The following is an 18,375-nucleotide window of genomic DNA, read 5'->3' as shown; positions in this document are numbered from 1 at the left end:
CAAACCATTATTAAACGATTACAATTTAACCATTTATGCTATTACTAAAAGCAATGAATGGTTAAATGAGAACACTGGAACGTACTCGCCCCGACCTGGCGGCGTTTCTGCGAACACATCGTGAACGGCTTTCACCCGCCGATGTGGGGCTGCCAAGCGGTACTCGCCGCCGCACGCCGGGGTTGAGACGCGAGGAAGTGGCAGCTCTGGCGGGAGTAGGCTTGACCTGGTACACATGGCTGGAGCAAGGGCGCGATATAGGGGTATCGACTACTTTTCTGGATAATCTGGCGCGAGTACTCAAACTGGATGCCATCGAGCGCCGCCATCTCTTCATGCTCGCCCACGAGCGCCCACCCTCTGAGCCGGGCACTACATGGTGTGTGCTCCCTCCGCTGGTGCGTCGTCTGATGCACGATCTTCCACACCCTGCCTTTGTGCTCAACCTGCGCTGGGACGTGCTGGGCTTTAATCAAGCCGCTGATGATATTTTCCATTTCAGTCAGCATGTGCCGGCGAGGCGCAACCTTCTATGGCTGTTATTCACCAGCCCCATCCTTCATGAGCGCCTGGCAGCCTGGGAGGAACAGGCGCCCTTGATGCTATCCAGCTTCCGACGTGACTTCACGCGCGCCAGACAAGATGCTGGCATTCACGCCCTGGTCGATGAGCTGGAGAAGGTGTCACCCGAATTCAACCGGTGGTGGCGGCAGCACGATGTTCATGCCCCCTGTAACGGTGTACGCCGATTGCTGATCGACAGCGAGCCTGTCGCGTTTGAACATACTTCACTGATCGTTGATGAAGACCGGCACTTGCGTCTGGTCGTTTATGCCCAACAGCAAGATGAGGCTGCCCAAGGATAGGGGAGTCGTCGCGATTGCTCGAACGGTTCGAGCAGCAACTCACTTCGGTGCAGGAGGTGTGCTATAAGGCATGGCCCCGCTGGTATAAAACTTTCGTTTGAAAACTTTATGGCGGATTTTTACCTCTCGCTCCTCCCAAAATCCGGTATCTGATACTTTGGTTTATTAACGAAATGTAGAAGTGAAACCCTAAACTGCCTTGGATATCCTGCCAAAACTTTCGTTGAGTAAATTTTTGGCAGGGTGAGTCAATGGGGCGGATGTTCTTGTGGTCGTTTACTGCTGCCATGGCAGGATTGTTGTTCGGCTTCGATACCGCGGTGATATCAGGTGTCGATAAGCTGATTCAACAGCAGTGGGCCTTAACCGATTTCCAGCAGGGCGTGTTTATCATGTCGTCAGCTCTATGGGGAACGGTGGTAGGCGCCATGTTTGGGCACTGGCCTACAGATCACCTGGGGCGGAAGCGGGCGCTGATTCTCATTGGCTGGGTATTTTTGCTCTCCTCCATTGGCAGTGCTTTGGTGAGCTCTCCTTACGCCTTTGCGTTTATGCGCGTGCTGGGTGGTTTGGCAATTGGTGCTTCCTCCATTGCGGCTCCTACCTACATTAGTGAAATTGCACCTTCTGGAAAGCGGGGGATGCTGGGCACCATTTTCCAGCTCAATATTGGCTTTGGCATTCTCCTGGCCTTTGTTTCCAACTATCTGGTCGGTAGCCTGGTTCATTCCCCCAATGCGTGGCGAATCATGCTGTCGATCAATGCGGTGCCAGCGGCCATTTTCCTGGGCCTGTTACTCCTGGTGCCCGAAAGTCCAAGATGGCTACTGACGATCAAGGGCGACCGTTCGCTGGCAGAAAAAACGTTAGCGCTTATTAACCCTGGTAGTGATACCCGTCAGCAGATGGCTGCGATTGAACACAATGTTCACGCTTCACACAGCAAGGCAAAGGCCGGTTTCTTTTCTACCTACCGTTTTCCCATTCTGTTGGTCGTTGTGATCGCCTTTTTTAATCAGTTTTCCGGCGTGAATTTTGTTGTGTTCTACGCGCCCCGTATTTTGGAATCGGCAGGATTCGGCGCTCATTCAGCGTTGCTGGCGTCCGTCAGTGTGGGATTGGCCATGTTTATATTTACCGGCATTGGCATGGCGCTCATAGATCTGGTTGGCCGTCGCACGCTGATTATAGTGGGCACCCTAGGATATATAGTGTCGCTCCTTTTGCTGGGATATGCGTTTTTAACCGGCGAAATGAATATCGCCTGGATGTCTTTCTACATGTTCCTGTTTATTGCCGCGCATGGTATCGGGCAAGGGGCCGTTATCTGGGTGTTCATGTCGGAAATATTCCCCGATCAATATCGCGCCAAAGGGCAGGCCATCGGTACGGCAACCCATTGGATCTGCGCTGCCATCATTACCCTTGCCATGCCCTGGGCACTGGGAAGTTTTGGCGGTGGCCCCGTCTTTTTGTTCTTCGCTGCCATGATGGTGCTGGCACTGCTGTTCGCTCTTTTCGTGATGCCGGAAACCAAAGGACTCTCCCTTGACCAGATTCAGCGCAAGCTGATTGGCGATAAATAGAAATAATTTCAAGCGAGTTTCAAGTGAAGTTGAAGCGAATTTTATGAGCGAAGCGTGCCGTTTTATATCGGTCCATGGGCGTTAGCGATCAGATTTATTTTTAAGGTAGTGAGAGATATGCCTCAGACGCAAACCAATGCATTGAAAAGGCGGCTCAGAATTGCCGAGCGGGTTCGCCAGGAAGGAGAGGTCAAGGTGGATGCCTTGGCCGAGTGGCTGGATGTCACCGTTGTGACTGTTCGCAGTGACCTGAATTATCTGGAAGAGCAGGGGGAGCTGATCCGCTCGTTTGGAGGGGCTATTTCGGTAGATGATGCCCATTCACCCATGGCATCTCATAAGGGCCGAGGCGGCTATCCAAGAGAAATAATGCTCGCATATCACGGCGCTTCATTAGTGCCGGATGATGATCGAATTTTTATCTGGGGTGAGCGTCTTGCCTATCACATGGCCATGTTTCTGGAAGGCACCAAACATGTGCGCCTGGTAAGTAACGCGCCAGCGCTTATACGCCTTACTGAGCTTTATGAAAATATCACTCTTTCCCTGTTGGGAGGCGACTACAACCCAGCCACTCGGCTTGTTTCGCCCTCATCACAGGTGGGTGCCGAAGGATCACTGCAGGACACCTCGCGCGCCTTTATCTTGCTGGATGGCGCCACGGTAAAGAGAGAGCAGGAACAGACAGCTTCTTTATTACGAGGTCTGGCAAAACAAACCTGTGGGTTGGTGGCCTGTCAGTCATTAACACTTAACACCATGGCGACATTAGCGTGTTTTGATGAGCTGATTCTATTAAACGATTGCCCCCCGACTATTATCGAGTCACTGACACAGGGACATTTTCAAATCGTCGCAGATATACCCGGCGCTATACATTTGGTTTCTTAATCGGGAGTTTCTATATGCCTACCATCATGACATTGGGTGAAATTCTGGTTGAATTTCTAGCCGATCAAAAGAATCAGCGATTCGACACGCCAGGCGTTATTCGTGGCCCCTTTCCGAGCGGGGCACCGGCTATCTTTATTGATCAGGTCGCCAAACTGGGCGGTTCGGGGGGCATTATCGGATGTATTGGTGAGGATGACTTTGGCCGTCTGAACCTCAACCGCTTGAACGATGACGGTGTTGATACGCGCCATATTCGTGTGCTGCCGAATGAAACCACAGGGAGTGCCTTTGTCTCCTATCAGGATGACGGAAGCCGCAACTTTATTTATAACCTGACCAATTCCGCTTCTAGCAAGATCACACCTGAACAGGTTACTGAGGCTTCCTTGAAGGGATGTTCGGTATTTCACGTCATGGGAAGTTCCCTGTTTTCATTCAAGCTGATCGAAGCCACGCAAAAGGCTATCAATATAGTAAAAGCGCAAGGCGGGAAGATCTCATTTGATCCCAATATTCGTAAAGAGATGCTGGCGATTCCGGAAATGCGGGAAGCCCTCGTTTATATCCTTGAGCTATCCGATATTGTCATTCCCAGTGAAGGAGAGCTGGAATTACTGGTCGGACATAATAATGAAGAGCAGGCCGTAAAAGAGTTATTCGAGGGTGGTGTCGAAGAGATCATTATTAAATTGGGCGCACGAGGAAGCCAGTTCTATCAGCGTGATGGAACTGCGTTATTTACCCCTGGATTTTCGGTAGCCGAGATAGACCCAACCGGTGCGGGGGATTGTTTTGGGGCGACTTACCTCGGTTTGCGTGCGGCAGGACTCCCCGTAGAAAAATCACTGGTATATGCCAATGCAGCGGGGGCATTCGCGGTTCAACAATCCGGCCCCATGGAGGGTACTTCTCGTTTTCAGGAACTAGAGGCATTTGTTGAACAGCAGGGTGCCGTTTAACAGTTGTTATCAACATCGCTTATAGGGAGGAATTATGGCACACGCACTTTCTGACTTTTTGGTAAACGGGGAGCATGGTATTTGCTCGATCTGCTCCGCTCATCCTTGGGTAATTGAAGCCGCCCTGCGTTTTGATCTGAAGAGTGAACGTATTGTCCTGATAGAGGCAACTTCCAATCAGGTTAATCAGAACGGTGGTTATACCGGCATGCTTCCCGCTGATTTTCGGGAATTTGTTCATGCCATTGCCCATAAAGTTGGGTTTCCCGTTGAGCGTATCTGGCTTGGCGGCGACCACCTCGGCCCCAATCCGTGGCGGGACAAGCCTGCCGAGGAAGCAATGGGCCTGGCTGAAGAGATGGTGACGGTATACGCGCAGGCAGGCTTCACCAAGCTTCACCTGGACGCTTCCATGCCGCTGGGTGGGGATAGCATTCCGCTTCCTGCCGACGTTGTTGCACAGCGTGCATCCCGCCTATGCCGTGCTGCGGAACTCGCCACTCAGGATAGGAAGAATAAGCCGGTTTACATTATTGGCACAGAAGTGCCGGTTCCCGGCGGAGAAACGGAAGGGCTGGATGGCATTGAAATCACCCGTCCGGCAAGGTTAAAGGAAACGATTGATACCCATCGGGCCGCCTTTTCAAAGGATGGACTGGAACACGCCATGGAGCGGGTTATTGCCGTGGTGGTTCAGCCAGGCGTCGATTTCTCTGACAGTGAGGTGATGGAGTATGACCCCTCTCAAGCGCAAGCATTGCTGGCATCCCTAAACGATTATCCTGGGTTCGTGTTTGAGGCGCATTCCAGCGATTATCAGCCGGCATCTGCATATCGGGCGCTGGTGAACGATCATTTCTCCATATTGAAAGTAGGGCCTGCATTAACCTTTGCGCTCAGAGAAGGGCTTTTTGCACTGGCTGCCATCGAGCAGGAATTAATTCCTGCTAATAAGCGCTCCAATCTCAGAGAGGTTATTGAAGGGCAAATGCTCGAACAGCCGGATAACTGGCGCTCTTATTACCAAGGGGATGAAGAGCGGCTGGCCTATCTGCGAGCCTACAGTTACTCAGACCGCATTCGCTATTATTGGAATAATGCTGCTATTCAACAATCCGTTGAATGCTTAATCAATAATTTATCTGGTGTGAAAATTCCCGTGCCGCTGCTTACCCAGTATTTGGGTAAAGAGTTTTCTCGCATGGGAGAAGCCACCGACCCTGTACATTATTTGTTGGATAAGGTCTACCAGGTTTTGGAAAGTTATCAGTTCGGTTGTCAGGCGAGATAACCGGTTGCCTGTATATGGCAAATATAGTTGATTAATCAAGGAGTGTATCATGGCACAGAATCTTAATGGCAAAACTGCTGCTGTCACCGGCGCTGCTTCCGGTATTGGGTTAGCCACGACCAAAATGCTTTTAAATAATGGGGTTACTGTCGTGATGGTCGATAGTAACGAAGAGGCATTGGAGCGGTTGGTAAGTGAGCTTCCAGGCAAGGCTATCCCCGTTGCAGTAGATTTATTGGACCCTGAGCAGTGCGAGAAGCTGGTTCCCACTATTCTTGAGAAAGTGGAAAAGATTGATATTTTCCACTGCAACGCAGGTGTTTATATCGGGGGAGATCTGTCGGAGACGACACCCCAGTCAATCGACCGGATGCTCAACCTGAATATCAATGTGGTGATGAAAAATATCCACGCCGTAGCACCTCATATGAAGCAACATGGCGGGGGAGATATTGTCGTTACTTGTTCAATGGCCGCCCATTTCCCCGTTGACTGGGAGCCTGTTTATTCATCTTCCAAATGGGCCGTTAATTGTTTTGTTCAGACCATGCGGCGTCAGCTTATACCTGATGGCATTCGTGTGGCTCAGGTTTCCCCAGGGCCTGTTATTTCCGCGCTGCTTGCCGATTGGCCGGAGGAGAATCTTCGGAAAGCCAAGGAAGCCGGTAGCCTGCTAGATGCCTCGGAAATTTCGGATGCGATTGAGTACATTCTCACGCGAGACAAGAATGTCACCATTCGCGATATGCTGATTCTTCCTACCAGTTTTGATCGGTTATAAGCGAGACAGGTATAGGGGGCCATCCCCCTATACCTGAACTGGTCAGAAAATTCCCCTTTTTGGTCTGCGCTGCCTATACCGCTGGTAATGCGGCCAGAGGATAGATACCTCTTATGAATAAATACAGGCCCACCCCTGATAAAACACCTACCGCAAATGCTCTTCATCCTAATATTTATTTGTTAAGTACCGTGATAATAACGGTCATAGCAGGATTTCTATATGGATATGATACTGGCATTATTTCGGGTGCTTTACTTCAGATAACGCAAGAGTTTGATCTCTCTCATAATGCTCAGGAATTGGTGACCAGTGCCATTTTGTTTGGTGCGGTGCTTGGCGCATTGGGAGGAGGAAAGTTAGCTGAAATCATAGGCAGACGCTATACCATCATGTCTATAGCGGTTCTGTATATCGTTGGAGTAATCTGCTGTAGCCTGTCTGAAACTGCCTTCTGGCTGGGCATGTCACGATTATTATTAGGATGTGCGGTAGGAGGATCATCACAGATTGTGCCGGTTTATATAGCGGAGCTTGCTCCTGCACATAAACGTGGCCGTCTTGTGACCTATTTCAATATCTCCATCTGTACAGGAATACTTGCCGCAGGGTTGGTAGGGGCCTTTCTCCAGCATTACTGGAGTTGGCGTACCATGATCTCCGTAGCCGCCGTTCCTGCCGTTATTCTGACACTGGGCATGCTGAAGCTGCCGGAAAGTCCGCGCTGGCTGGTAGGGCAAAAGCGTATCAATGAAGCGCGCAAGGTGCTGGGCATGATGCGCGAGTCAGACAGTGAGGTTGTGCGCGAACTTTGGTCAATCGAAAAGGTACGCAGAGAAGCGTCCAAATCACAGCGCGCTGGGTGGGGGGAACTGCGTAAGCCTTATGTCAGGCCCGCGTTGATTGCGGGGTTAGGAGTTGCCGCATTTACTCAGTTATCCGGGCTTGAAATGATGATTTACTATACGCCCACCTTTCTCTCCGATGCGGGATTCAGCCACACCGCGGCGCTCTATTCGGCATTGGGCGTTGCCGTTATTTTCCTGGTCATGACGATTATAGGAAAGCTGCTTGTTGATCGCGTAGGGCGCAGAAAACTAACGCTTATCATGATGCCATGGGCAGCCGTATCCCTGATTATCTTGGGCGGAATATGGCTATTTGGCGGCGATAATCCGAATAATTCCTGGATTATAGTGGCCTGCCTCTTTGCTTTCATGGTCTTCAATGCGGGAGGTATCCAGGTGATCGGCTGGTTGATAGGGTCCGAACTCTATCCTGTAGCCATTAGAGAGAAGGCCGCCAGCCTGCATGCCGCAGTATTGTGGGGCTCTAATCTGATACTTACTGGTACAGCCTTAACGCTGGTGCATTGGCTCACCATCGGCGGTGCCATGTGGTTCTACGCAGTGCTCAATATTATTGGCTTCCTGTTTGTGTTCTTTATGGTGCCTGAGACGAAGGGCAAAAGCCTTGAGTCGATTGAGGATGACCTGCGGAATAATAACTTTAGCCCCAGGAGAAGGGAGGCAGTGAAATAATACGTCTGCCTTTAATCAATCACGATAACGGCGATGGTGTCGCCTTCAGTGATAAGTATTAATGATGTACTCAGCGCTTTGTGAACATCCATAACCTATGCGGGGCTGTGAAATGGTGAGGAATGCTGGAAGTATGCGGAAGCTCGGTATTTCGATCTATTTAGCTGCTCTGCATTATCCTCCCTTGGCACTGTAAAAAGTAATGAGAATACCAATGCTCTCTTGTGCCGTATGGGAGGTGCTGGTCGAAATAAACAACCAAAAAAATCCTCCGGCGTTGTTGCCGGAGGATTTTTACTAGCTTATAGAGGGACTTTCGGTATTAACCTTCCTGCCAATCCCTTTAGTGAGATACTGCGCCACTTGCGCCAAGTCCTGTCTGAGAGCGCACAAACTGTGGCAGGAAGCGGGCTCGTTCCTCTTCAGCCGCTGGCGAATTATCCAGTTTCGAGACCACGATAATGCTGGCAAAAGCGATCACAATGGAGAACAACGCTGGATATTCATATGGGAAGATCGCGTGCTCATGGCCGAGTACCGATACCCAAATGGTCGGGCCAAGGATCATCATGACCACGGCACTGACAAGCCCCAGCCAACCGCCAACAGTCGCGCCGCGAGTGGTCAGGTTTTTCCAGTACATGCTAAGGATAAGAATCGGGAAGTTACAGCTTGCTGCTACGGTGAAGGCCAGAGCCACCATGAAGGCCACGTTCTGATTCTCGAAGGCAATGCCCAGTAGAATCGCCAGGATACCCAGAACGACCACAGTGACCTTGGAGACACGTAGCTCGCTTTTTTCGGTGACTTTGCCTTTCTTGATTACGTTGGCATAGAGGTCATGAGAGACGGCGGATGCGCCTGCCAACGCCAGACCTGAGACCACGGCCAGAATAGTGGCAAAGGATACTGCCGACATAAAGCCGAGGAACAGACTGCCACCAATAGCATCTGAAAGGTGGACAGCGGCCATGTTGGCACCGCCAATCAGCGCGCCGCTAGCATCCTTGAACGCAGGGTTCGTACCGACCATAAGAATGGCGCCAAAACCGATAATAAACGTCAGGATATAGAAGTAGCCGATCAGCCCTGTGGCGTAGAACACGCTTTTGCGGGCTTCCTTCGCATCGCCTACGGTGAAGAAACGCATCAGAATATGGGGCAGGCCAGCAGTGCCGAACATGAGCGCCAGGCCCAGAGAGATAGCCGAGATTGGGTCAGACACCAAACCGCCGGGGCTCATGATGGCATCGCCTTTGGCGTGTACATCGACCGCTTGCTTGAATAATTGCCCTATATCGAAGTTAACGTACTTGAGTACCATTAATGCCATGAATGAGGCGCCGAAAAGTAGCAGAATCGCTTTGGTGATCTGCACCCAGGTGGTCGCGAGCATGCCGCCAAACAGTACGTAAAGCACCATCAATACACCAACCAGTACAACAGCGACATGATAGTTGAGACCAAACAGCAGCTCGATCAGCTTGCCTGCACCAACCATCTGGGCGATCAGATAGAACGCGACAACCACCAGGGAGCCACAGGCAGATAAAGTGCGAATCGGTATTTGCTTGAGGCGATAGGAGGCTACATCTGCAAAAGTATAACGCCCCAGATTACGCAGACGCTCAGCAATCAGAAACAGAATGATAGGCCAGCCGACCAGGAATCCGATGGAATAGATCAATCCATCATAGCCGGTAGTGAAGACGAGGGCGGCAATGCCGAGGAAAGAGGCCGCGGACATGAAATCACCGGCAATGGCGACGCCATTCTGGAAGCCGGTAATACGACCGCCCGCAGAATAGTAGTCCGATGTTGACTTGCTTTGTTTTGATGCCCAATAAGTAATGCCTAACGTCGCCAAAACAAAAATCAGGAACATGGTAATGGCGGATATATTCAAGGGTTGCCTTTCTACTTCACCGGTCAGTGCTTCTGCCCATAGCGTAGAAGAAGGCGCCAAAAGTACGAGGAGGGTCAGGAGTTTTGATTTCATTGTTGTACCTCATCCAGAATAGCCTTGGTTAGCCTGTCGAACTCCCCATTGGCACGCCGTACATAAATGCCAGTGAGTATAAAGGCAAACAGAATCAGCCCCACACCAATAGGGATGCCCCATGTAATAACGGAATCAGCACTAATGCGCGTACCAAGTACCTGCGGAGCAAATGCGATGAGAAAAATAAAAGCGAGATATACAATGAGTATTAAAGCGGAAAGTGTCCAGGACAAACGATTTCGCTTGGATACCAGCTCCTGAAAGCGAGGATCGTCTAATATTTGTGAATAAGAGTTTTTCATTATTAATGACCCTCCTCATGTCAGTCATGCATCACACTGTATAGCGTTCCTGACATTCGCCTAGACAGACTTTAGTCTCGGCAACCTTTTCTTCATGACGGAGTAAAATTATTTTACTCATAAGATTATGGTTTTATTAGGTAAAAATGACGCTTAACCGATGCAGAAAGGTGGTCCAGTACCGCCGCTCTTATAATTGGCGCTACAAACATGGCGACAGGAATGTGCTGACGATGGCGAGCAGGAAAGCGTTGGTAGACGGGGCTACCTGACGGCACAACATGTACGTCGCGAAGGCGATCAAGGCTGACATCGTGGTGCTCTTTCTCTTCCTTTACTGGCATTGATACCCTTGGGACGCCTAAAATGGTCAACTTTAAACGATGATTTGTGGGGCGCAGCCTACCGCGCTCGACGCTAAACTCAGCAGGTGAGTAACACTTATGCGTTGGCAGGAAAGTGACGACTATGCCGCGATTCCCATGCGTGCAGTGGGGCCGGTAAAAATCAATGGCACAGAGGTCAACGCTCAGCTGCCTTTACCGATGGCAACTTACGAAACGCCGCTGTGGCATTCCACCCATCGCGGGGCGCTGGCGTGTAATAAAGCGGGCGGCATTAATGCGGTGGTCATGGATGATCGCATGACGCGCTCGGTGCTGTTTGAAGCGGATAACATCGTCACGGCGCAGCGCTTTGTGCAGGCGCTGCCCGGTTATCGTCAGCAGCTTGAAGAAGAAGTGGGCAAAACGAGTCGCTTCGCCAGGCTGCTCGACTTTCATACGCAGGTAGTGGGTACGCTGGTCTACCTGCGCTTTGAATTCCAGACTGGTGATGCTTCCGGTCACAACATGGCTACGCTGGCGGCTGAAGGTCTGATGAAGTGGCTGCTTGAGCGCCATTCTGACCTTGGTTATGTCACCATTTCCGGCAATTTCTGTACCGACAAGAAGAACTCGGCTGTCAACGGTATTCTGGGGCGCGGCAAGTATGTCGTTGCCGATGTGCTGCTGCCGCGCAGCACGGTACGCCGGGTGCTCAAGGCAGAGCCTGAGAAGATCGTTCAGCTCAGCATCAAAAAGAATCTGATCGGCAGTATTATCTCGGGCGGCGTGCGCACCGCCAACGCGCACTTCGCCAATATGCTGCTGGGCTACTACCTTGCGACGGGGCAGGATGCGGCCAATATTGTGGAAGGCTCGCAGGGCATGGTGCATACCGAAATGCGCGGTGATGATCTCTATTTTTCGGTTACGCTCCCCAACCTGGTGGTAGGGTCGGTTGGAAATGGTAAAGGGCTTGATTTTGTGCAGCGTAATCTTGAAGCGCTGGGCTGTACCGATCGCGACGCCACACCTGGCAGCAATGCGCGGCGTCTGGCAGTGGGCGCGGCTGCCTGTGTTCTGTGCGGCGAGCTGTCCCTGCTGGCGGCGCAGTCGGTGCCCGGTGAGCTGATGCAGAGCCACGTCTCTCTGGAACGGTCAGCCGTTAACAAGAGCGCGCACAACAGTAAGGATAATGAGCAATGAATCCAGGCATTGAAGGCATCGCCTTTGCGACGTCGCGCTATGCTCTTGAGCTGTCGGCGCTGGCTGAAGCGCGCGGCATAGATCCGCGCAAGTATGCAGTGGGGCTGGGCATCAACGTCATGTCGGTAGCGCCGCCCGATGAAGATACGGTCACGCTGGCTGCTTCTGCGGCTGAACAGGCGCTGCAAGGCATTGATCGTGACCAGATCGAAATGGTGCTGCTTGGCACGGAATCCGGTATTGACCAGTCCAAGGCTGCGAGCACCTTCGTACATGGGCTGCTGGGGCTGCCACGCCGCTGCCGCGTGATGGAGCTGAAGCAGGCTTGCTATGCGGGCACCTTTTCGCTCCAGCTTGCGCTGCCGTTTTTACAGGCGCACCCCGACAAGAAAGTGCTGGTAATCGCCTCCGATATCGCCCGCTATGGGCTTGGCAAGCCCGGCGAGCCGTCGCAGGGCTGTGCAGCGGTAGCCATGGTGCTGTCGATGCAGCCGCGCGTGCTCGAATTCGAGCCGGAGTATGGTGTTGCCACGGATAATGTCCTCGACTTCTGGCGCCCCAACTATTCGGACACCGCCTTTGTTGAAGGCAAGTACTCTTCACGCCTTTATCTACAAATGCTCGAAGAAGTATGGGGGCAGTATAGCGAGCGTTCTGGCGTTGGCTTCGATGATATCGACTTCTTCTGTTATCACACGCCGGTGCCCAAGCTGGTTGAAAAGGCGCACCAGAGCCTTGCTGCATTGGCTGGCAAGGGGCGTATCGGCAAGGAACAGATCGAGCAGCAGTTGGGCGGCTCGCTGGATTATGGCCGCGAGCTGGGCAACAGCTACACGGCAACGCTCTTTATCGGCCTGTGTGCGGTGCTTGAGCGCAATAGTGACGATATCGCCGGCAAGCGCATTGGCTTCTATAGCTACGGCTCCGGCTGTGTGGCTGAATATTTCAGCGGCAAGGTACTGCCGGGCTATCGTGATTATCTGCACCACGACTATCATCGCGAGCAGATAGAAGGGCGTGAACTTCTCGACGTGCCCACCTACGAACGCTTTTTCGACGCGCCGCGCTCTGATGCCTCCGGTGATCTTGAAGTCGAACAGCACCGCACCAGCGGCTTCCACTTCTGCGGCATGGAAGGCCACCGCCGTCTATACCGCAAAGAAGAGTGATACCCCTGCGAGCCTTTCTCTCGTGAGCAAGACGAGCACCAGTGCCCCGTTCTTTGAATAGAGCGGGGTTATTTTTTGCGCTCTCTGCATAGCGGGGGCGTGGTGTTTTGGCGTGGAATGTTGGATTGGCGCAATAAAAGCGCCCTGACGAGGTATCCGTCAGGGCGCTGCGTTTTCTATCCCGGTTCTATACCGGCTAACTGGCGATCAAGGTTCCTGCAAGCGATAAGGGCTTACATTGAACCGCCCCCAGGTGCGATAGGAGGGGGCGCGGTTGGTCAGGAAGTGATCGTCGAGGGCTAGCTGAGTGTCAGCGGCATTCGCAGCCAGGCCGTAGTGGTCCTGATACATGCGTAGCGCCCACTCCTTGCCGTATCGCTTCATGCGCGCGATATAAAAGCACTCCGACAGGAAGATCAAGTCGCCTCTGCTCTCGGGGAGCCGCTTTCGATCTACTTTCACCAGTTTCAACATGACATTTACCCGAATATCTTCGACACATGCCTGAAAAAGTCGATTCTTACAGGCGCGTAGGCTAAATGATGCTCGTCATTACACGACTATAAGAATTATTCGCATCTGATATTGGGTTACTTTACACCTGTGAAAGCGCATTGCCAACTGTTCTATTGGGTGCCTTTCAGTAGCAGAGTGTTGCCAGAAAGCCGCGTCGTTTCATGAGGGGCAGGGGCGTTTTGAGCAACATGTCGCAACCGGCGCGAGGCAGATGGGGTCTAGGGCACTGGCGGGGTATTCACATTTTCATCGAATACGATATGCCGAGATGTTCTTAACCGATGGTTGCGTTATAACGCTTCCAGCGCGATAGTAGTGCCGTCGCCTTCCAAGCGACATTGTTCTCAGGGCGGGGTGTAATTCCCCACCGGCGGTATAAGCGGTTCGCCACACGGCGCTGCTTGAGCCCGCGAGCGCCTGCCACGGCAGGGTCAGCAGATTCGGTGAGAGGCCGAAGCCGACGGTAATAGTCCGGATGAAAGAGAATAGATGTCGATCCAATGTCCGCACGGTTTGCGGCCTCGCCATCCATTTTTGCCCTGATTCTGGTTGCTAATCTATTATCGAGGACACCATGAATCAGTCTATCGAAACACCTGCTACTCCCGGTTATACCCATGAAACTGCCCCCGGCGCTGGCGCGCGAGTTGCGTTTATCCAGGCGGGCTGGCACGCCGATATCGTTGATAACGCACGGGTTGGCTTTATGCAGGAGTATCAGCGTCAGGGCTGCGATGCCACTCACGTTGACCGCTTTGACGTAGCGGGCGCCTTTGAAATTCCGCTGCTTGCCAAAAAGCTGGCGGCCAGCGGTAAATATGCTGCCGTGGTAGCGGCAGGTTTCGTGGTCGACGGTGGTATTTACCGCCACGATTTTGTTGCCGATGCGGTTATCAAAGCGTTAATGCAAACCGGCATGGAGAGCGGCGTGCCGGTGCTCTCCGTGGTACTGACGCCGCATCATTTCCATGAAACCGCTGAACACACCCAGTTCTTCCGCGAGCATTTCATCAAAAAAGGCGAAGAGGCTGCCCAGGCATGCATCGGTATAGTCGCTACTCACGCCATGCTGGAGCAGCGCGTTAACGCGTGATGCCCTACGGTTTTAGCTGGGCGCTCCCATCATAAACCCACCCAAGCGGTGGGTTTATGCGTTATGAAGCAGGCTCGCACTACAGCCGCGCAGCCAGATGCTTCACTGCGTGCCTGAAGGCGATTTCAAGGCTGCTATCCACGGCTACCTTGCCGCCTGACAGTTCGATAAAGCCTTCTACCATCAGGTTTTGCACCATGCCTTCAGAGTGCGCCAGCATGCCGTCGGCATCGCGCCAGCCGCCCGAGCTTAGCTCGTCGTCGCCGCTGATGGCGCTGAGCGGTTGTTGCCATGCGCGCTGCCAGTAGTCAGCAACTTTCTCGGGATAGTCGCGGCCATCAACGGTATAGCCCTCCAGCGGCTTACCCAGCGCGTGCATATAGCCGATTTCAACGGCAGTACCGGCATCCATGTCGGGGGCGCGGCGAAACGGGTCGAGGCAGAAAATACCGGCATCACAGTGATCCATGAGCGCGCGGTCGGCGCGGGCGATGGTCATCAGCTTGTCGCGCCCCGCTGGCAGCGTTTTCACATCTTCCTGCCCATCAAAGGGGGCCAGCCCTTCCATACCGTATTCTGCGCAAATCGCTTTCAAACGATCGAAAAGCGCGATAGCGCCGGGGCGAAAAACCAGATCTCCTGCCAGATAAAGCGTGGTAGCCATGATGGGATTGCCGTAATGAAAGGTAAACAAGAAAACGAGCGCGTTTGGCCCGTGAATCGAACTACGCGGCCACGCTCGATGAAAGCCGCTATTGTCGCGCGCTTGCAAGGCGGAAGGGAAGCAGCAGGCATCCGCTGTAAAAGATGCAGCAGGAACATTGCCGTAAGAAGTGTCTGCTGCAAGGGGCTGTCTCGCTGGCTTCTTTTGAGACATTGCGCACCGAGGCATCAAGAAGGCTTTGCATTTCTCTATAAATGAAATAGTATAACGTTACATTTATAGAGTAGGCCGAATGTCATCATGCAAGTTCTCTCCTCATTGAAATCAGCCAAGAAACGCCATCCCGACTGTCAGGTGGTTAAACGTCGCGGGCGGCTCTATGTCGTTTGTAAAAGCAATCCCCGCTTCAAGGCCGTACAGGGCCGCGCTCGCTCCCGGCGCAAATAGCCGCAAGCGGGTGGGGCATGGCTCGCTGACAAATCGTTGATGCAAGACCTGATACAAGACTTTTGGCGGCCTGACGGCTGCCTTTTTGTTGTTATCTGCCTATTCACTTCCCTCCCTCAGCGCTCTTGTGTCTCTTCGTTCCTTGCCTCTGGCACAACCAACTTGCAGCAAGCCCTTTTGCAGTGAGGCGCGATTCACTATGCTTGGCAACAATCCTTTCAAGAGTCGAATCCGTATGTCTTCTTATAATTTCGAACCGCCGAGCGATAGCGTAAGAATCAATTGGCAGCTTGGCGATGCCGTGGCGGAGCTGCGCAAGCGTCGCTCCAAATGGCGCTCTGATCAGCAGCGCGCCAATGAACTTAATGGCCGTGAACTGCCGTCGCCGACCGTGGTGCGTGAATCCATCGCGAAGGTGATTCAGGCGCTGTTTCCGATGCGTCTGGGGCCAGCCGATCTGCGCGAAGAGAGCGAGGATTTCTATGTTGGCTATACCCTTGATGTTGCATTCAACTCGCTGTTCGAGCAGGCGCGGCTAGAGCTTGATTATGCGGCGCGGCGCGGTATTGGTGAGAGCTGCCCGAAGCGTCAGCGTGATTGTGCCGAGCGCATCATAAAGGGCTTTGCCATGGCGCTGCCCGATATTCGTGCGCGTCTGGATGATGACATCGTGGCGGCCTATCGCGGTGATCCTGCCGCCCGCAGCGTTGATGAAGTGCTGCTTTGCTATCCCGGTGTCGAAGCGATTATTCACCATCGGCTGGCGCACTATTTTTACAGTGAAGGCTTGATGATGCTGGCGCGGATTATTTCCGAGCAGGCGCATTCGGCGACCGGTATTGATATTCATCCGGGCGCGACCATCGGGCGTAGCTTCTTTATTGATCACGGCACCGGTGTGGTGATCGGTGAAACGGCGATAATTGGCGATAACGTGCGCATCTATCAGGCCGTAACACTAGGGGCGAAGCGTTTTCCCGAAGCAGAAGATGGGCATCTGGAAAAGGGACAGCCGCGTCATCCTATCGTCGAAGACGATGTGGTGATTTACGCCGGAGCGACTATTCTAGGGCGTGTCACCATCGGCAAGGGCGCTGTGGTCGGCGGGAATGTGTGGTTGACGCGCGGTGTACCGGCTGGCTGTAATGTGTCGCAGGCGAGCACGGCCAACGGCAAGCCGATTCAGCAAAGCCCGCTTTTATAGCGTGAGCGGCGCAATGGAGCGCAGCGATCACGGCGTGGAGTGCCCGCGCAGATCGCTGGGCGTGTAGTACGTGTAGTAGATGGAAAACTCAAACTTTTGTGTTGCAGCAGGGATGCACGCTTATGATGTCATGCAGAATTGCCAATCGCACCAGGGCCACGCTTGTGCAGGGCACCACCCTGGGCATTGCCGCTGGTTTGCTCATGCTGGGCAGCAGCGTCGATGCCAGAACAGTGGAGTCTTCCGGAGCCAACTCTGCGGGAAGTGCCACTGCCACTCAGCAGGCGGGGGCGGCACAGCAGAGCAATTCCGCGAGCGGTTTTCAGCAATGGGTGAACAACTTCCGCCCCTATGCGCTCTCGCATGGCATCAGCGCCGCTACCTTTGAACGTGCGTTTCGCAATGCGCGCCTGCAAACCAGCATTCTGAATCTATCGCGCTCACAGCCTGAATTTGTGCGGCCGGTCTGGGAATACCTTGATACGGCGGTGTCCGATACGCGGGTAAGCAAAGGCAAGCAGATGCTGGCGCAGCATCGGGCCGACTTCAACCGGGCGCAGCAGCGTTACGGTGTCCCTCCGGAAATCATCGTCGCCATCTGGGGCATGGAAAGTAACTACGGTGCCAACTTCGGCAATTACCCCACCATTGATGCGCTGGCGACCATTGGCTACAACGGCCGCCGTGAGGCGTGGGCCAAGTCCGAGCTGCTGGAAGCGCTGAAAATCATCCAGAATGGCGACATTGACCACGATCAGATGCGCGGCTCCTGGGCAGGGGCAATGGGGAACACCCAGTTCATGCCCTCAAGTTTCAACAGTTATGCGGTGGATGGCGATGGTGATGGTCGCCGTGATATCTGGGGCAGTATTCCCGACGTTATCGCATCGACAGCCAATTACCTGAAGGCTAACGGCTGGCATGCAGGCGAGCCGTGGGGTGTTGAAGTGTCGCTGCCGCAAGGCTTCAACTACAGCCTGGCTGACGGTAAGCAACAGCGCGCGGTCAGTGCCTGGCAACAGCTAGGCGTGCGTGCTACCTCGGGTGGTGCGCTACCGTCGCTGGAAGGTGCCGCGCTGCTGCTGCCAGCGGGGGCCAAAGGGCCAGCCTTCCTGGTAGGACATAACTTCCGCACGATCCTGCGCTACAACAACTCCACCAGCTATGCGCTGGGAGTTAGTCTGCTGGCTCAGCGAGTCGCGGGGCAGGCGGGCGTGCAGGCCAGTTGGCCGCGCAGCCAGAAGCCGCTGAGTCGCACTGAAATCAAGCAGTTGCAGCAGCAGCTTACCGCGATGGGGTACGATGCTGGCGGCGCTGATGGCATTGTGGGGCCGGGTACTCGTGATGCTGTACGTCAATTCCAGCGCGCCCATGGGCAGCCTGCGGATGGTTTTATCAGTCAGGAGATCAAGCGGCAGGTTGACGCGGCGCGGTAATTGTTTGATCGCACCAAGGCTTTATAGCCAATTGGAATATCGGCAGGGGGCAGGCTATTTCACTTCGCCGCTCGTGTCGCTCACACTAACGGGCA

Annotated in this window: 17 protein-coding genes and 1 riboswitch; of the genes, 13 read left to right on the top strand and 4 right to left on the bottom strand. The window is 53.4% G+C overall.

The genetic code is table 11. The features are described from left to right. Nucleotides 1–65 precede the first annotated feature (65 nt). The 7 genes from L881_RS0103545 (at nt 66) to L881_RS0103515 (ending at nt 7,918) form a co-directional block, all read left to right on the top strand. The gene (locus tag L881_RS0103545) at nt 66–866 is read left to right on the top strand and encodes a helix-turn-helix transcriptional regulator (protein ID WP_025732344.1); all 801 of its coding nucleotides are present in this window, start codon (nt 66–68) and stop codon (nt 864–866) included. Nucleotides 867–1,117: 251 nt separating this feature from the next. Next, nucleotides 1,118–2,452, top strand: a complete 1,335-nt coding sequence (locus tag L881_RS0103540; RefSeq protein WP_025732343.1) for a sugar porter family MFS transporter — start codon at nt 1,118–1,120, stop codon at nt 2,450–2,452. Between the two features lie 54 nt (nt 2,453–2,506). After that, a complete protein-coding gene (locus tag L881_RS13350; RefSeq protein WP_211238879.1) occupies nt 2,507–3,343 on the top strand; it encodes a DeoR family transcriptional regulator in 837 nt (278 codons plus the stop codon). 14 nt (nt 3,344–3,357) lie between these two features. Further along, on the top strand, nt 3,358–4,305 hold the full coding sequence (locus L881_RS0103530) for a sugar kinase (RefSeq protein ID WP_025732341.1): 948 nt from the start codon (nt 3,358–3,360) through the stop codon (nt 4,303–4,305). Nucleotides 4,306–4,339: 34 nt separating this feature from the next. Further along, nucleotides 4,340–5,596, top strand: a complete 1,257-nt coding sequence (locus L881_RS0103525; protein WP_025732340.1) for a D-tagatose-bisphosphate aldolase, class II, non-catalytic subunit — start codon at nt 4,340–4,342, stop codon at nt 5,594–5,596. A gap of 49 nt (nt 5,597–5,645) precedes the next feature. Then, on the top strand, nt 5,646–6,377 hold the full coding sequence (locus L881_RS0103520; RefSeq protein WP_025732338.1) for an SDR family oxidoreductase: 732 nt from the start codon (nt 5,646–5,648) through the stop codon (nt 6,375–6,377). Between the two features lie 113 nt (nt 6,378–6,490). After that, nucleotides 6,491–7,918 (top strand): sugar porter family MFS transporter, encoded by a 1,428-nt coding sequence (locus L881_RS0103515; RefSeq protein ID WP_025732337.1) that lies wholly within the window; start codon nt 6,491–6,493, stop codon nt 7,916–7,918. 343 nt (nt 7,919–8,261) lie between these two features. Here the strand turns inward: L881_RS0103515 and L881_RS0103510 are convergent, their stop codons facing one another. Beyond that, the gene (locus L881_RS0103510; RefSeq protein ID WP_025732336.1) at nt 8,262–9,917 is read right to left on the bottom strand and encodes a cation acetate symporter; all 1,656 of its coding nucleotides are present in this window, start codon (nt 9,915–9,917) and stop codon (nt 8,262–8,264) included. Continuing rightward, on the bottom strand, nt 9,914–10,222 hold the full coding sequence (locus L881_RS0103505) for a DUF485 domain-containing protein (RefSeq protein WP_025732335.1): 309 nt from the start codon (nt 10,220–10,222) through the stop codon (nt 9,914–9,916). The genes L881_RS0103510 and L881_RS0103505 overlap by 4 nt, the downstream gene beginning before the upstream one ends. 443 nt (nt 10,223–10,665) lie before the next feature. Between L881_RS0103505 and L881_RS0103500 the strand changes: the two genes are divergently transcribed. Continuing rightward, a complete protein-coding gene (locus L881_RS0103500) occupies nt 10,666–11,751 on the top strand; it encodes a hydroxymethylglutaryl-CoA reductase (RefSeq protein WP_025732334.1) in 1,086 nt (361 codons plus the stop codon). Next, nucleotides 11,748–12,920: a hydroxymethylglutaryl-CoA synthase gene (locus L881_RS0103495; protein WP_025732332.1), complete on the top strand. Its 1,173-nt coding sequence runs from the start codon at nt 11,748–11,750 to the stop codon at nt 12,918–12,920. The genes L881_RS0103500 and L881_RS0103495 overlap by 4 nt, the downstream gene beginning before the upstream one ends. A gap of 207 nt (nt 12,921–13,127) precedes the next feature. Here the strand turns inward: L881_RS0103495 and L881_RS0103490 are convergent, their stop codons facing one another. Continuing rightward, nucleotides 13,128–13,394: a hypothetical protein gene (locus L881_RS0103490; RefSeq protein WP_025732330.1), complete on the bottom strand. Its 267-nt coding sequence runs from the start codon at nt 13,392–13,394 to the stop codon at nt 13,128–13,130. 378 nt (nt 13,395–13,772) lie between these two features. Further along, nucleotides 13,773–13,927: riboswitch (FMN riboswitch) on the top strand. A gap of 83 nt (nt 13,928–14,010) precedes the next feature. On the opposite strand from L881_RS0103490, the gene L881_RS0103485 reads away from it, so the two are divergent. Continuing rightward, complete coding sequence (locus L881_RS0103485) at nt 14,011–14,529, top strand: 6,7-dimethyl-8-ribityllumazine synthase (RefSeq protein WP_025732329.1); 519 nt, start codon at nt 14,011–14,013, stop codon at nt 14,527–14,529. Nucleotides 14,530–14,608: 79 nt separating this feature from the next. Here the strand turns inward: L881_RS0103485 and L881_RS0103480 are convergent, their stop codons facing one another. Then, entirely contained in the window at nt 14,609–15,193 is a 585-nt protein-coding gene (locus tag L881_RS0103480; protein ID WP_025732328.1) for a nucleoside 2-deoxyribosyltransferase, read from the bottom strand. A gap of 300 nt (nt 15,194–15,493) precedes the next feature. Between L881_RS0103480 and ykgO the strand changes: the two genes are divergently transcribed. The 3 genes from ykgO (at nt 15,494) to L881_RS0103470 (ending at nt 18,280) form a co-directional block, all read left to right on the top strand. Further along, nucleotides 15,494–15,640 carry a type B 50S ribosomal protein L36 gene (gene ykgO / locus L881_RS13530; protein ID WP_084055381.1) on the top strand — a complete coding sequence of 49 codons (147 nt, stop codon included), beginning with the start codon at nt 15,494–15,496 and terminating at the stop codon, nt 15,638–15,640. Between the two features lie 235 nt (nt 15,641–15,875). Continuing rightward, nucleotides 15,876–16,844, top strand: a complete 969-nt coding sequence (epsC, locus tag L881_RS0103475) for a serine O-acetyltransferase EpsC (protein ID WP_025732327.1) — start codon at nt 15,876–15,878, stop codon at nt 16,842–16,844. Nucleotides 16,845–16,966: 122 nt separating this feature from the next. Continuing rightward, nucleotides 16,967–18,280: a lytic murein transglycosylase gene (locus tag L881_RS0103470; protein WP_025732326.1), complete on the top strand. Its 1,314-nt coding sequence runs from the start codon at nt 16,967–16,969 to the stop codon at nt 18,278–18,280. Nucleotides 18,281–18,375 lie beyond the last annotated feature (95 nt).

Source organism: Carnimonas nigrificans ATCC BAA-78 (assembly GCF_000526695.1).
Taxonomy (GTDB): Bacteria; Pseudomonadota; Gammaproteobacteria; order Pseudomonadales; family Halomonadaceae; genus Carnimonas; species Carnimonas nigrificans.
The sequence above is the reverse complement of the archived record's forward strand: the minus strand, read 5'-3'. Positions and strand labels throughout refer to the sequence as shown.